This window comes from Mycobacterium sp. RTGN4, from assembly GCF_033804635.1.
Lineage (GTDB): Bacteria > Actinomycetota > Actinomycetes > Mycobacteriales > Mycobacteriaceae > Mycobacterium.
This window is the reverse complement of sequence record NZ_JAPZLB010000018.1, coordinates 12,260-26,120: the sequence shown is the minus strand read 5'-3', so window position 1 is coordinate 26,120 and position 13,861 is coordinate 12,260. Positions and strand designations below refer to the sequence as shown.

Annotated in this window: 17 protein-coding genes; 13 read left to right on the top strand and 4 right to left on the bottom strand. The window is 67.0% G+C overall.

What is annotated here, in order from left to right; translation table 11 throughout:
- Positions 1–27 precede the first annotated feature (27 nt).
- Entirely contained in the window at positions 28–522 is a 495-nt protein-coding gene (locus tag SLQ30_RS28715; protein ID WP_319450422.1) for a pyridoxamine 5'-phosphate oxidase family protein, read from the bottom strand.
- A gap of 163 nt (positions 523–685) precedes the next feature.
- Here SLQ30_RS28715 and SLQ30_RS28710 point away from each other — a divergent pair, with 163 nt between their 5' ends.
- The 6 genes from SLQ30_RS28710 to SLQ30_RS28685 all read left to right on the top strand — a co-directional run bounded on the left by SLQ30_RS28710 (position 686) and on the right by SLQ30_RS28685 (position 4,978).
- Entirely contained in the window at positions 686–1,105 is a 420-nt protein-coding gene (locus SLQ30_RS28710; protein WP_319450423.1) for a hypothetical protein, read from the top strand.
- 25 nt (positions 1,106–1,130) lie between these two features.
- Positions 1,131–2,009 (top strand): SDR family oxidoreductase, encoded by an 879-nt coding sequence (locus SLQ30_RS28705; RefSeq protein WP_319450424.1) that lies wholly within the window; start codon positions 1,131–1,133, stop codon positions 2,007–2,009.
- A gap of 31 nt (positions 2,010–2,040) precedes the next feature.
- Complete coding sequence (locus tag SLQ30_RS28700) at positions 2,041–2,979, top strand: ATP-binding cassette domain-containing protein (RefSeq protein WP_319450425.1); 939 nt, start codon at positions 2,041–2,043, stop codon at positions 2,977–2,979.
- A complete protein-coding gene (locus SLQ30_RS28695) occupies positions 2,976–3,728 on the top strand; it encodes an ABC transporter permease (protein WP_319450426.1) in 753 nt (250 codons plus the stop codon). The genes SLQ30_RS28700 and SLQ30_RS28695 overlap by 4 nt, the downstream gene beginning before the upstream one ends.
- A complete protein-coding gene (locus SLQ30_RS28690) occupies positions 3,725–4,495 on the top strand; it encodes an ABC transporter permease (RefSeq protein ID WP_319450427.1) in 771 nt (256 codons plus the stop codon). Before SLQ30_RS28695 ends, SLQ30_RS28690 begins: the two co-directional genes overlap by 4 nt.
- A 96-nt stretch (positions 4,496–4,591) precedes the next feature.
- On the top strand, positions 4,592–4,978 hold the full coding sequence (locus SLQ30_RS28685) for a VOC family protein (RefSeq protein WP_319450428.1): 387 nt from the start codon (positions 4,592–4,594) through the stop codon (positions 4,976–4,978).
- Between the two features lie 87 nt (positions 4,979–5,065).
- Here the strand turns inward: SLQ30_RS28685 and SLQ30_RS28680 are convergent, their stop codons facing one another.
- From SLQ30_RS28680 to SLQ30_RS28670, 3 genes are read right to left on the bottom strand one after another with little or no spacing between them, the layout of a single operon-like run.
- Entirely contained in the window at positions 5,066–5,374 is a 309-nt protein-coding gene (locus tag SLQ30_RS28680; protein ID WP_319450429.1) for a DUF3349 domain-containing protein, read from the bottom strand.
- Between the two features lie 11 nt (positions 5,375–5,385).
- On the bottom strand, positions 5,386–5,667 hold the full coding sequence (locus SLQ30_RS28675) for a hypothetical protein (RefSeq protein ID WP_319450430.1): 282 nt from the start codon (positions 5,665–5,667) through the stop codon (positions 5,386–5,388).
- 41 nt (positions 5,668–5,708) lie between these two features.
- Positions 5,709–6,962, bottom strand: a complete 1,254-nt coding sequence (locus tag SLQ30_RS28670; RefSeq protein WP_319450431.1) for an inorganic phosphate transporter — start codon at positions 6,960–6,962, stop codon at positions 5,709–5,711.
- A gap of 256 nt (positions 6,963–7,218) precedes the next feature.
- Here SLQ30_RS28670 and SLQ30_RS28665 point away from each other — a divergent pair, with 256 nt between their 5' ends.
- The 7 genes from SLQ30_RS28665 to SLQ30_RS28635 all read left to right on the top strand — a co-directional run bounded on the left by SLQ30_RS28665 (position 7,219) and on the right by SLQ30_RS28635 (position 13,860).
- Complete coding sequence (locus SLQ30_RS28665; protein ID WP_319450432.1) at positions 7,219–7,533, top strand: DUF3349 domain-containing protein; 315 nt, start codon at positions 7,219–7,221, stop codon at positions 7,531–7,533.
- A 50-nt stretch (positions 7,534–7,583) separates the two neighbouring features.
- Positions 7,584–8,681: an o-succinylbenzoate--CoA ligase gene (gene menE, locus SLQ30_RS28660; protein WP_319450457.1), complete on the top strand. Its 1,098-nt coding sequence runs from the start codon at positions 7,584–7,586 to the stop codon at positions 8,679–8,681.
- A gap of 7 nt (positions 8,682–8,688) precedes the next feature.
- The gene (locus tag SLQ30_RS28655) at positions 8,689–9,303 is read left to right on the top strand and encodes a pyridoxamine 5'-phosphate oxidase family protein (RefSeq protein WP_319450433.1); all 615 of its coding nucleotides are present in this window, start codon (positions 8,689–8,691) and stop codon (positions 9,301–9,303) included.
- Between the two features lie 145 nt (positions 9,304–9,448).
- Positions 9,449–9,613 (top strand): hypothetical protein, encoded by a 165-nt coding sequence (locus SLQ30_RS28650; RefSeq protein WP_319450434.1) that lies wholly within the window; start codon positions 9,449–9,451, stop codon positions 9,611–9,613.
- Positions 9,614–10,738 carry an AI-2E family transporter gene (locus SLQ30_RS28645; protein ID WP_319450435.1) on the top strand — a complete coding sequence of 375 codons (1,125 nt, stop codon included), beginning with the start codon at positions 9,614–9,616 and terminating at the stop codon, positions 10,736–10,738.
- Positions 10,739–10,765: 27 nt separating this feature from the next.
- Positions 10,766–11,509 (top strand): beta-phosphoglucomutase family hydrolase, encoded by a 744-nt coding sequence (locus tag SLQ30_RS28640; protein ID WP_319450436.1) that lies wholly within the window; start codon positions 10,766–10,768, stop codon positions 11,507–11,509.
- Entirely contained in the window at positions 11,506–13,860 is a 2,355-nt protein-coding gene (locus SLQ30_RS28635) for a glycoside hydrolase family 65 protein (RefSeq protein ID WP_319450437.1), read from the top strand. The genes SLQ30_RS28640 and SLQ30_RS28635 overlap by 4 nt, the downstream gene beginning before the upstream one ends.
- Position 13,861: the final 1 nt, after the last annotated feature.

Genomic DNA, 13,861 nt, shown 5'->3' with positions numbered 1-13,861 from the left:
GAATGCACCACAACAAACCACCCGAACTCACGGCGTGAAGCGCGTCTGGCCGTGGGGCGACTTCGCGAACGCGAGGATCTTCGTCGGCCTCACGCGGAACACGTGCGCCAAGTGACCATCCCCGTCGAAGCCCTGCTCACCAGGGGTGAAGTCCCATTCGCCGTCGTACTTCTCGCGGTAGGCGTCGGCAAGCTCGGCCACCGCGCTACCCCCGACGATCCGCTCCGCAGTGCCCTCGATGACGACGTCGAGGCCGTCCTTCCACGCGTTGACCCCGGTGGTCACCGTGACCGCGGGACGTTCGACGAGATTGCGCGCCTTCTGTTCCTCGGGTCCGGTGCAGAACACGAACGCATCGTCGCGCCAGAGCCCGACCAACGGCGTCGTGTGTGGCCTGCCGTCCGTGCGCACGGTCGTGAGCCAGAACAGTTCCGCGGTGTCCAAGGCTGATTCGACCGTGGCCCAGTCCGACGGCGTCTCGGCCTCGCTGAATCTCGTGTCGAGCGTTGCGTTGAAGGTCATGTGCTGTCGACTACCCGCGCGCCGACAACTCATCGCGCCGTCGATTCCGAATCCGCGCAACGGCTGTCAGCAGCTCGTCGCTTGATAGCATCCCGCACAACGCGAGCGGGGGGACCACACCATCGAAGCCACACTCACCAGGTGGGCGATCGTCGTCCTCGGCGTGGTGGTCATCGCCGTCGCCACCGTGTGTCCTTGGTATATCGCGACGACGGTCGGCGGCTCCGCGACGCTGGCGGGGTGGGGCGCGTGGACCGCGGCCGGTGACCTGAACGCCAGCCTGCGCCCGCTGCCGCTCGCCGTACTCGCGTACCTGCCCGCCGGCTTCATGATCGTCAGCGCGCTGCGGGATCGGTTCGGCGCCGCGTTGATCGGGGCCATGGCGACCGTCGCGGCCGCGATCCTGCCGTTCATGACGGAAGCCTTGGTGGATCGGCGGCTTCCCGGCGGCGAGTCGGTGGCCGTGGACGTTGGGCCGGCGCCGGTGCTGGTGCTCGCCTTCGCGTTGGTCGTCTTCGTCGTCTGCTGGATCGGCTACGCGCGGCGGGTGCTGCGGGCCGCCCCACGCGCCGAAACCGCGTGATTTCGCAAGGCAGTAGGGTCGATTCGTGAGCAAGAGCCCGCTTCGCCGACTGTCCGAAGGCCTGCTGTTGGCCAGCATGCGTCCACCGCGGATGGACACTCTGGTGGGGCCTCGCCGCGACCCCGTCGACCTCAGAGGCAAGCGCATTCTGGTGACGGGCGCGTCGTCGGGAATCGGTGAAGCCGGCGCCGTGAAGCTCGCCCGCGAGGGTGCCACCGTCGTTGTAGTCGCCCGTCGACAAGAACTGCTCGACACCGTCGTCGACCGGATCATCGACGCGGGCGGTGAAGCCAAGGCCCACGCCTGCGACCTATCCGACCTGGACGCGGTCGACGATCTGGTTGCCACCCTCGAACGCGAGCTCGGCGGCATCGACGTGCTCATCAACAACGCGGGCAGGTCGATTCGCCGCCCCCTCGCCGAGTCGCTGGAGCGCTGGCACGACGTCGAGCGCACGATGCAGCTGAACTACTACTCCCCGCTGCGGCTGATCCGCGGGCTCGGCCCTGGCATGCGCGAGCGCGGTGACGGGCACATCATCAACGTCTCCACCTGGGGGGTGCTGAGCGAATCGTCGCCGCTGTTCTCCGTCTACAACGCGTCCAAGGCCGCGCTGACCGCGGTGAGCCGGGTCATCGAGACCGAATGGGACAAGGACGGCGTGCACTCGACGACGTTGTACTACCCATTGGTCAAGACCGCGATGATTGCGCCGACGCGCGCCTACGACGGGCTGCCCGGGCTCAGTGCGGACGAGGCCGCCGACTGGATGGTCACGGCGGCCCGCACTCGCCCGATCCGCATCGCGCCGCGGATGGCGGTTACCGCCCGCGCCGTGAACAGCTTCCTTCCGGCGGCGGTCGACGCCGTCATGAAGCGCCAGCGGGTCCAACCCAGCGGGTAGCTAGTTAGGTTAGCCATGCCATACTTCGAGCGTGGCTGACAACGCGATCGAACTGGACGCCGTCACCAAGCGGTTCGGCGACGACGAGGCCCTGCGCGGCGTCACGTTCACCGCGCCCGTCGGCTCCGTACTCGGCGTGCTCGGCCCCAACGGGGCAGGCAAGACCACGACGATCAACATCTTGTCGACCCTCGTCAGCCCGTCGACGGGACGGGCCACGGTGGCCGGGTACGACGTGGTCAAACAGGCCAAGGAAGTGCGCGCCAGCATCGGCCTCACCGGCCAGTACGCCGCCGTCGACGAATTGCTCACGGGTCGCGAGAACCTGGTGCTCTTCGCACGGTTGCGCGGGCTGAACCGCGGCCAGGCCCGCGACCGAGCCGACGAAATGCTCGAGACGTTCAGCCTGACCGACGCCGGAAACCGTCGGGTGTCCACCTACTCCGGTGGCATGCGCCGGCGCGTCGACATCGCCTGCGGACTGGTCGTCCCACCCAAGGTCGTCTTCCTTGACGAACCGACGACCGGCCTCGACCCCCGCAGCCGCCGCGAGGTGTGGGACCTCGTCGCCGCGCTGAGTGGACAAGGCATCACCGTGCTGCTGACGACCCAGTACCTCGAGGAGGCCGACGCGTTGAGCGACTCGATCGTCGTCATCGACCGCGGTGAGGTCATCGCCGACGGCACCGCCGAGGAACTCAAGCGCCGCGTCGGCGGAAGCTACTGCCAGGTGACGCCGGTCAACCTCGCCGACGTCGCACGCATCGCCGACGCGCTGGCGGGCATCGATGGACTCGAAACCGACTCCGACGGCGGGACGGTGTCGGTTCCGGCGCCCGACGGCGTCGCGACGCTGAGCGAGGTCTTCCGCCGCGTCGGCGACCTCGGCGTCGACCTGACCGACATCTCGCTGCGCAAGCCGTCACTCGACGAGGTGTTCTTCAAGCTGACCGGCGCCCCGGTCACGTGACCGCACTCAGCGCGCTCACCGAACGTTCGGTGCTCGGCACCCTGCGCGACGGCGACCTGATCTTCGCGATCGGCGGGCCCATCGCGTTCTTCCTGTGCTTCAACATCACGTTGCGCGGCGTCATTGATGTTGGAGCTGCCGGTGCCTCCTCCTACGCGCAGTACATGCTGCCGGTCATCGTCGTGCAGGCCATGATCTTCACCGCGATGACGACGGCCGACCGCGCAGCGCGAGACCACTTGAGCGGCTTGGGCGTTCGCTTGCGCACCCTGCCCATGTCATCGTTGGTACCCGTGGCGGCGCGCATGCTCTCCGCGCTGATCCGCGCAACCGGTGCACTGGCTGCCGCCATCGCCATCGGGTACGTGTTCGGCTTCCGCTTTCAGGGAGGCTTCCTCGACGTGGTCGCCTTCGTCGTCATCGCCCTTGTGCTGTCGCTTGCGCTGTCGCTCGGTGCGGACGCCATGGGCTCGGTGGCGACCAACGCCGAGGCCGCCGGACAGACGCTGCTCATCCCCCAACTACTGCTGGTGATGATCTCGACGGGCATCGCACCGGCATCGGCGTTTCCCGGCTGGCTCGGCCCGTTCGTGCGCAACCAGCCCGTCTCGCAGCTCTCGGAGGCACTGCGGGGGCTCGCCGCCGGGGATGTCCAGCGCGACAACCTCTTGATCAGCCTTGCGTGGTGCGTAGGGCTACTGCTGGCGTTCGGGGCCATCGCTGTGCGGATGCAACGGCGGACGAAATGACCACTTTGGCGCTTCAGAGCCGCCTGCAGGCCGGCCGACTGCTGCGCGGCTGGACCCGCGAACCGGTCGTGTTGATCCAGTCGCTGATCTTCCCGACGTTCCTGCTCGTGGTGTACAGCCTGGTGATCGGCGAATCGGTCCGCACCCTGACCGGTGGGAACAGCCTCTACGGCCTCGTCCCGATGTGTGCGGTGGCAGGCGCATTGTTCGGCGCCATCGGAGCGGGCGCCGCGATCCCCGACGAGCGCGAGTCGGGTCTGCTCAGCCGGCTGTGGGTACTGCCGGTACACCGAGCCAGTGCGCTCACCGGGCGGTTGCTCGCGGAGGCCACCCGCGCCCTGGTCGGATCGATCGCGATCACTGTCGTCGGCGTGGCGATCGGCCTACGGTTTCACGAAGGCTGTTTTGCCGCAGTCGCTTTCGTGTTCATTCCGGCCCTCATGGTCGTCGGATTCTCGACGGTGATCGTGGCGTTCGGGGTGAAGTCGAACGGCAAGAACATCATCACCGGGCTGTCGACGGTGTGCTTCCTGCTGCTGTTCTTCAACACCGGCATGGTGCCGGTCGACGTCTTCCCCGGTTGGCTTGCGCCCTTCGTCAAGGCCCAACCGATGTCACCGGCCATCGAGGCGATGCGGGCCCTGGCCGACGGCGGTCCGACGCTGTGGCCCGTCCTGCAATCGGTCGCGTGGGTGGTCGGCCTGTTGGCGGTGTTCGGACCGATGGCGGTGCGCGGGTATCGGGCCGCCGCGGAGTCCAGCAGTTAGGTGATTTCGCGAGTCCTACACCAGTGTCGTGATATCGCGGCGCGAATGACAGTGGTGTAGGACTCGCGAGAGCTCGAGTGTGTTAGACACGGTGGCATGGAGATCCTCGCCAGCCGCGTGCTGCTCCGGCCGGCGGACTACCAGCGCTCACTGATCTTCTACCGCGACGCCATCGGGTTGGCGATCGCGCGGGACTACGGCGCAGGCACGGTGTTCTACGCGGGACAGTCGCTGATCGAACTCGCCGGACACGGCTCGCCTCCTGCGTCCGCGCCGCCCTTCCCCGGCGCGCTGTGGCTACAGGTACGCGACGTCTACGCCACCCAGGCCGAACTCGAAGGCCGCGGCGTCGACATCGCGCGGGCGGCCAAACAAGAACCGTGGGGCCTGCACGAGATGCACGTGACGGACCCCGACGGCGTGACGCTCATCTTCGTCCAGGTCCCCGAGACACATCCGCTGCGCCGCGACACCCGACAGTGACAACCCGCGGCCATCACGTTATAGGCATGCTGCACAAATGGATTCGGCCCGCATCCGACGGGATGCGGGCCGAAATCGCAGAAGGGGCTAGCGGGCCGGAGCGGCCAGCGGCCAACCGACGGATGCCAGCCGCGATGCGACCTGGTGGATCTCGTCGGGGTTGGGTTCCTTGTCGATGACGTCCTGCACGGCCTTGCGGACCTCGTCCTCGGTCACCTCGTCGCCGGCGGCGTTGGCCCTCAAGACCGACTGCGCTGCTTTGACGACCTCGTCTTCGGTCAGCGAGCGCTTCAGCAGCGCGAGCAACGCGAAGTAATCCTTCGGCGGGACGCCTTCGGGGTAGCCCTGGTGCAGCCAGCCCAGAATGTTGTCGAGAATGCCTGTGTTTTCAGTCATGTTCGCTGGCCTTACTTGGGGAGGAAGGGGACGGGGTTGAACCCGAAGTGGTGGATGATCGTGGCCTTGGTGATGAACAGGATCGCAATCACGATCACCAGAGACACGGCGGCAAACAGCAGCAGCCCGAGCGCCTTCAGCGCGGGGTTGGGCGCTACGGCGGCGCCGTCGTCTCCTGTGCCACCGGCACCCCTCGAGTAGGCGACCAGGCCGATGGCGAAGACCGCAGGCAGTCCGGCGCCGAGCACCAGACCTACGACGAGCACCTTGAAAATAGCTTCCACATAAGTCATTTGAATTTCCTTCTGTCAGCAGGAGAAGAGAATCGGCGCGATCAGACCGAGGCCGTTGGCTTGCTCGGCTCGCCCTTGGTGGCATCACGCACGTCGGCCGGAACCACGGAGTTGGTGGAGTCGTCCCAATCCGCATTGACGTTGCTGCTGTCGACCTTCTGCTGCTGCGCGCGCCAGTACATGTACCCGGACAGCGCGACCAGGATCACGAAGATGACGCCGTCACCGACGAGTTGTGAGCCGGACACCGACTTCAATCCGTAGGACAGCCAGTACGACAGCGCGCCGACGAGTGCCGCGGCAGGCAGTGTGATCAGCCAGGCCGCCGCCATGCGCCCGGCGACCGCCCAGCGCACCTCTGCACCCGGCTTGCCGACCCCGCTGCCCAGGATCGAACCCGTGGCAACGTGGGTGGTCGACAGCGCCATGCCCGCGGCGCTGGAGCTCAGGATGATCGCGGCCGAGGATGCCTCGGCGGCCAGGCCCTGCGGCGACTCGATCTCGACGAGGCCCTTGCCCAGGGTGCGGATGACGCGCCAGCCACCGATGTAGGTGCCGAGGCCGATCGCCAGTGCACAGCTGAAGATGATCCAGAACGGGAGGCCGTCCTTCTTCACGTCGCCGGTGAGGTGGCCGGTGGTGATCAGGGCCAGCGCGATGACGCCCATCGTCTTCTGTGCGTCGTTGGTGCCGTGCGAGAGCGCCACCAGCGAGGCGGTGATGATCTGGCCCCAGCGGAAGCCGTCTTCGCGGCGCTTCTTCGCGACCTTGCGGGTAAGCCGGTAGACCAACCAGGTGCCGCATGCGGCGACGAGGCCCGCGATGAACGGGGCCGCGAGGGCGGGAAGGATCACCTTCGAGAACACACCCGACCAGTTGACCCCCGCCATGCCGAGTGCGGCGAGGCCCGCACCGATCAGTCCGCCGAAGAGCGCGTGCGACGAACTGGACGGGATGCCGAAGAGCCAGGTGAGCAGGTTCCACAGGATGCCGCCGATGAGGCCGGCGAAGATGATCGTCAATCCCATCGACGCGTCTATGCCCGAAAGCAGGTGCCCGGTTTTGCCGTCCTGCACCTTCAGCACCGAGGTGGTCACCGTGACCGCCACCTCGACCGAGAGGAAGGCGCCGACGAGGTTGAGGACGCCGGCCAGAAGCACGGCGACCTTCGGCTTCAGCGCGCCCGTGGCGATCGAGGTCGCCATCGCGTTGCCGGTGTCGTGGAATCCGTTGGTGAAGTCGAATGCCAGTGCTGTGGCTATCAGCAGCACCAAAATGATCATCTCTGCGCTCATGGCGCTAATTCTGGGGGTACGCGAGCCATTTTTCCTAGCGGATCGCCACACTCGTCAGGTACTCCGACCAGGCAGTTTTGACGGGACCGCAAAGCTGTTCATTTATTGTTCACCTTGACGCCGCCGAGCCGTCGACTGGCGGGGTCCAACTGCCTCACATGTTGCATGCCCCGACGCGCAGTGGACGCTCCACTACTACCATCAACTTGTCTGAGCACCGAGGCGGCCGAGCCGTCCCAATGCGGGAGTTGCGGCAGTGAACGGATTTCTCTCCAAGATCGTGGCGTGGCTGAATGCCGGTTACCCCGAAGGCGTTCCGGGCCCCGACCGGGTACCGCTGCTGGCCTTGCTCACGCGCAAGCTCACCAACGAAGAGGTGAAGGCCGTCGCACAAGACCTGATGGACCGCGGCGAGTTCGACCACATCGACATCGGCGTACTCATCACCGGGATCACCGACGAATTGCCGAGAACCGAAGACGTCGAACGCGTCCGGGCCCGGCTGGCCGCCAAGGGTTGGCCGCTCGACGATCCCCGCGACGTCCACGACGACACCGAGGATTCGGCATAGCCGTACTCCGCGCCCGTCCGGTCGGAGCCGCCGCGGCGGCCCTGACGCTGCTGCCAGACCTCGAATCCGCCCTGGCAGGCACGGGACCTGCCGTGCTACCGGTGCCCGCCGACGACGAGCGCACGGCGCGGCTCTTGGCGACATCGCTGCGGGAAGGTGAGGAGATCGACGACGACGTCGCCGTGGTCGTTTCGACCTCCGGTACGACGGGCGTGCCCAAGGGAGCGCTGCTTTCGGCCTCCGCGTTGGTGGCGAGCGCGTCCGCCACCCACGACCGGCTCGGCGGTCCTGGGCGATGGCTACTGGCGCTGCCCGCCCACCACATCGCCGGCGTGCAGGTGCTGGTGCGCAGCGTGCTCGCGGGCACCACCCCCGTCGCGATATCCGCCAGTTTCGACGTGGCCGAATTGCCTTCTGCGATAAAGACTCTTGGCTCGGACCGGCGCTACGCAGCGTTGGTGGCCGTACAACTGGACAAGGCGCTGCGCGACGCGGCCGCCACTGCCGCGCTGGCCGAACTCGACGCCGTGTTGATCGGCGGCGGCCCGATGCCCCCGTCCGTCGGCGAACGTGCCTCGGCCGCAGGCATTTCAGTGGTTCGGACCTACGGCATGAGCGAGACCGCGGGCGGCTGCGTGTACGACGGCGCGCCATTGGACGGGGTACGGGTGCGCATCGAAGACGGCCGCGTCGCGCTCGGTGGACCGACAGTGGCCAACGGTTACCGCAACCCCGTGAATCCTGACCCGTTCGCCGAGCCTGGATGGTTCCATACCGATGATGTTGGTACCGTGGATGATTCGGGCGTTCTGCGTATCATCGGCCGGGTCGACGACGCCGTCAGCACCGGAGGGCTCAAGGTGTTCCCGCAACTGGTGGAGGCCGCGCTGGCGACTCATCCCGCGGTGGCGGACTGCGCCGTCTTCGGCGTCGCCGACGAGCGGCTGGGCCAGCGCGTCGTCGCCGCCATCGTCGTCGAAGCGGGGCACCAAGCCCCGACGGTGGCCGAGCTGCGCGCCCACGTCACACGGACGTTGGCGTCCACCGCCGCCCCACGCGAGGTCCACGTCGTGGCGGCACTTCCGCGCCGCGGCATCGGCAAGCTCGACCGAAAAGAGCTCGCCACCCGGTTCCGCTCTGGAGCATGATGGCGTCATGCGCCGTGAAGTGACCACCGTTGACCAACTCCGCGACATCGTCGGAGCGCCCAACGCCTACGTCGCCAACAAGGTGAAGAGCCGCCTGTCGGACGCGCAGCAGGACTGGCTGACGCACTCGCCGTTGGGATTCGTGGCCACCACCGATGCCGATGGTCGGGTCGACGTCTCCCCCAAGGGCGATCCGCCAGGCTTCGTCCACATCATCGACGACACCACGATCGCGATTCCCGAACGACCGGGCAACAAGCGCGTCGACGGCTACCTCAACGTCCTGCAGCGGCCCCACGTCGGCACCGTCTTCCTCATCCCCGGCCGCGGCGACACGCTACGCATCAACGGCACCGCGACCGTCCTGTCGGACGCCGACTACTTCGACGCGATGGTCGTCGACGGCAAGCGCCCCATCCTGGCCTTGGAGATCGCCGTCGAAGAAGTGTTCTTCCACTGCGCCAAGGCATTTCTGCGCTCGGACGCATGGAAGCCGGAGACCTGGGACCCCAAGGCGGTGCCGAGCGTGGCGCAGCTGGCCAAGGCCATCAAGCCGGACATGAGCGATGCGGAGCTCGACAGGTACTACGAAGAGGACAACATGCGCAAGATGCTCTATTAGCCGGGCGAGCGCGCGCAAAATGCCGCTGGCCAGCGGCGTGTCGCGTACAGACACGCGCGGTCGCGGGAGAAAAGCAGGTTTGAAACTGACGGATTGGGCAATTCCAGAGCTCAGGGAACCATCCCTTGAGAGATCGGATAGACCAATGATCGTCCTCGGCATCATCCTGCTGCTGATTGGCTACTTCGTTGCCACTCCCATCAGCGGACTGCTCACCACCATCGGTGGAATCCTCTTGATCGTCGGCATCGTGCTGTGGATTCTCGGAGCCGTCGGTCGGCCCGTCGGAGGCCGCAAAGTCTGGTTCTAGATGCCCGACACCGACCAGGAGTCGGTGACTCCTCGGGTACGGAGGGCCGCGGCGTGGTCATGGCGTTTACTCGTCATCCTCGCCGCGGCCTTCGTCATCTGGAAGCTGCTCGAGCGGCTCGGCGTCGTCGTCGTTCCGATTGCGTTGGCGCTCATCCTCACCGCGCTGTTGCTACCGGCGGTCGACGCCCTCGACCGCTACGGGGCCGCCCGCGGTGGCGCAGTCGCCTTCGTGCTCGTGCTCGGCCTGACCATCCTCGTCGGCATCATGTCCTTCGTCGTCAACCAATTCGTGGACGGCGCACCGTTACTCGCCGATGAGGTGACACGCAGCATCGAGGGCACCCGAGACTGGTTGGTCAACGGGCCGTTGCACCTCAGCGGGGATCAGCTCAAACAAGCCGGCGACTCGGTGATCGACGCCATTCGAACCCACCAATCACAACTCACCAGCGGGGCGCTGTCGACGGCGGGCACCATCGCCGAAATCGTCACTGGCGCACTGCTCACGTTGTTCACCGTGATCTTCTTCCTGCTCGGCGGCCGCAACATCTGGCAGTTCGTCACCCAGGCAGTGCCCCAGACCCAACGCTTACGCGTCCGGGAAGCCGGTGCGGCGGGGTTCCATTCGCTGGCCGGCTATGCCCGCGCGACGTCGCTGGTCGCACTGGTGGACGCGGTCAGCATCGGTAGCGGCCTTGCCATCATGGGCATTCCGCTGGCCCTGCCACTGGCGTCGCTGATCTTCGTTGGCGCGTTCGTCCCTGTCGTCGGCGCGGTCATCACCGGATTCCTTGCGGTCATCGTCGCGCTACTCACCAAGGGTCTCGTCTACGCCCTCATCACCTTTGCGCTCATCATCGCCGTCATGCAGTTGGAGGCGCACGTGCTGCAGCCCCTCGTCATGGGCCGCGCGGTGTCGATCCATCCGCTCGCCGTGGTCCTCGGCATCACCACCGGAGGGGTGCTGGCCGGGATCATCGGGGCCCTGCTCGCCGTACCTGCGATCGCCTTTCTCAACAGCTTCGTTCGCGTGCTCGTCGCCGAAGACCCCGGCGAGGAAGGCGCGGTGCTCGAAGCGGACAGCGGGCCACTCATCGAGGCCACGTCCGACGACGCCGGTTAATCCCGCGGAAATGGGTACCCACCGTCCGTGCTTGGACTACCCGCGGGCGTACGTGCGTGCCTGTTCGACCTCGATGGCGTGCTCACCGACACCGCAAGTGTGCACCGCAAGGCGTGGAAGGCCATGTTCGACGACTTCCTGCGACAGTGGTCGCAACACCACGGAAGCAACTTCGTGCCGTTCGATGCCGAGGCCGACTACTTCAACTACGTCGACGGCAAGACGCGCGAGGACGGCGTCCGGTCCTTCCTCGCCAGCCGCGACATCAAGCTCCCCGAGGGCAATCTGGACGACGCCCAGACCGCCGAAACCGTGCGCGGCCTTGGCAACAAGAAGAACGCGCTCTTCCTGCGAGCCGTCGACAAAGACGGCGTACAGGTCTTCGCAGGGTCCCGGCGCTACCTTGAAGCAGTGACGCGTGCCGGACTCGCGGTAGCCGTCGTCTCGTCGTCGGCCAATACCCGTCAGGTACTCGAAGTGACCGGACTGGCCAGGTTCGTTCAGCAGCGCGTCGACGGAATTACGTTGCGGGAAAAGCACATCGCGGGCAAGCCGGCACCGGACTCCTACCTCGAGGGCGCCAGGCAACTCGACGTCGCACCCGCGGAGGCAGCGGTGTACGAAGACGCGCTGTCCGGGGTGGCCGCCGGACGGGCCGGGCACTTCGGGCTCGTCGTCGGGGTCGACCGCGTGGGCCAGGCCGAAGCGTTGCGGCGCAACGGCGCCGACGTCGTCGTCAAGGATCTCGCCGAACTGCTGGACCGCGAATGATCAACGAAGGCACGTTCCCGGTGGAGCCGTGGCTCGTTCGGGAGACGACGCTCGACCTCGAACTGCTGGCGCAGACCGAGTCGGTGTTCGCATTGTCCAACGGGCACATCGGACTTCGCGGCAACCTCGACGAAGGCGAGCCCTACGGCCTGCCCGGCACCTACCTCAACTCGTTCTTCGAGTTGCGTCCGCTGCCGTACGCCGAGGCCGGCTACGGCTACCCGGAGGAAGGCCAGACGCTCGTCGACGTGACCAACGGCAAGATCCTGCGGCTGCTGGTCGACGACGAGCCGTTCGACGTCAGGTACGGCGCCCTGCACCATCACGAGCGGGTGCTCGACATGCGCGCCGGCACGCTGACCCGCAACGTGCGCTGGACCTCCCCCGCCGGCCGCCAGGTCGCGGTGACCTCCACAAGGCTGGTCTCGCTGGCGCACCGCGGCGTCGCGGCCATCGAGTACATCGTGGAGGCGATCGACGACTTCGCCCGCATCACAGTCCAATCCGAGCTGGTCGCCAACGAGGATCAACCCACGACCTCGAACGACCCACGTGCCGCCGCGCTGCTCAAGAGCCCGCTCGAGGCCGTCGCTCAGGAGTCCGGCGAGCGCAGCGCGGTACTCATCCACCGCACCCGAATGTCCGAACTGATGATGGCCGCCGCGATGGACCACGACGTCGAGGTCCCCGGTCGCGTCGAGGTGGACACCGAAGTCAGCGCGGACCTGGCCCGCACCACGGTCATCTGCGGCCTGCGCCCCGGTCAGCGGCTGCGGATCGTCAAGTTCCTGTCCTACGGATGGTCGAGCCTGCGGTCTCGTCCCGCGCTGCTCGATCAGGTGGCCGGGGCGATGAAGGGCGCGCGCTACACGGGCTGGCCGGGCCTGCTCGACGCACAGCGCGAGTACCTGGACGACTTCTGGGACAGCGCCGACGTCGAGGTCGAAGGCGACCCCGACTGTCAGCAAGCGGTGCGCTTCGGCTTGTTCCACGTGCTGCAGGCCAGCGCCCGCGCCGAGCGCCGGGCCATCGCGGGCAAGGGCCTGACCGGCACGGGGTATGACGGCCACGCCTTCTGGGACACCGAGGGTTTCGTGCTACCGGTGCTGACCTACACCCATCCCGATGCCGCCGCCGATGCACTGCGGTGGCGGGCGTCCACGATCGACCTCGCGCGGCAACGAGCGCGGGAGTTGGACCTGCGGGGCGCGGCCTTCCCGTGGCGGACCATCCGCGGCCAGGAGTGCTCCGCATATTGGCCTGCGGGTACCGCCGCGTGGCACGTAAACGCCGACATCGCAGCGGCTTTCGAACGCTACCGGGTGGTTACCGGCGACCAGACACTGGAAGCGCACTGCGGACTCGAGGTGCTCGTCGAGACGGCCCGGCTGTGGCAATCGCTGGGCCACCACGATCGTCACGGCGTCTTCCATCTCGACGGGGTCACCGGACCTGACGAGTACACCGCGGTGGTGCGGGACAACACGTTCACCAATCTGATGGCCGCCCACAATCTGCGAGTCGCGGCGGCGGCCTGCGAACGCAACCCCGAGGCAGCCCGCGCACTGAATGTCAGCACCGAGGAGGCGGCCGCGTGGACTGACGCGGCCGACGCGGTTTACGTTCCCGTCGACGACGAGCTGGGCGTGCACCAGCAGTGCGAGGGCTTCACCAATCTGCGCGAATGGGACTTCACCGACGACGCCGCTTATCCACTGCTACTGCACTACCCGTATGTGCTGCTGTATCCGGCACAGGTGATCAAGCAGGCCGACCTCGTGCTGGCCATGCACTGGCAGGGCCACGCGTTCACACCCGAGCAGAAGGCCAGCAACGTCGCCTATTACGAGCCGCGCATGGTGCGCGACTCCTCGCTGTCGGCGTGCACCCAGGCCGTGTTGTGTGCCGAGGTTGGGCACTTGGAGCTTGCCCATGACTACACCTACGAGGCGGCGCTGATCGATCTCCGCGACCTGCACCACAACACGCGCGACGGCTTGCACATGGCCTCGCTCGCCGGATCGTGGACGGCGTTGGTCGCCGGGTTCGGCGGGCTGCGCGACGACGAAGGCATCCTCGCGTTGGACCCTCAGCTGCCCGAGGAGATCACTCGGATGTGTTTCCGGTTGCGCTGGAGGGGATTTCGCGTCACGGTCAACTTCGACCACACCGAGGTCATCTACACCCTTCGGGACGGACCGGACGGTGAGCTGACCATCCGGCACGCGGGCGAGGAGCTTCGGCTGAGCACCAAGGCCACCTCGACGCTGCCGATCACCGCCCGCCGGGCGACGACGCCCGAGCCGCAACAGCCCAAGGGGCGCACCCCGATGCGGCGGACGCGGGCCTGAT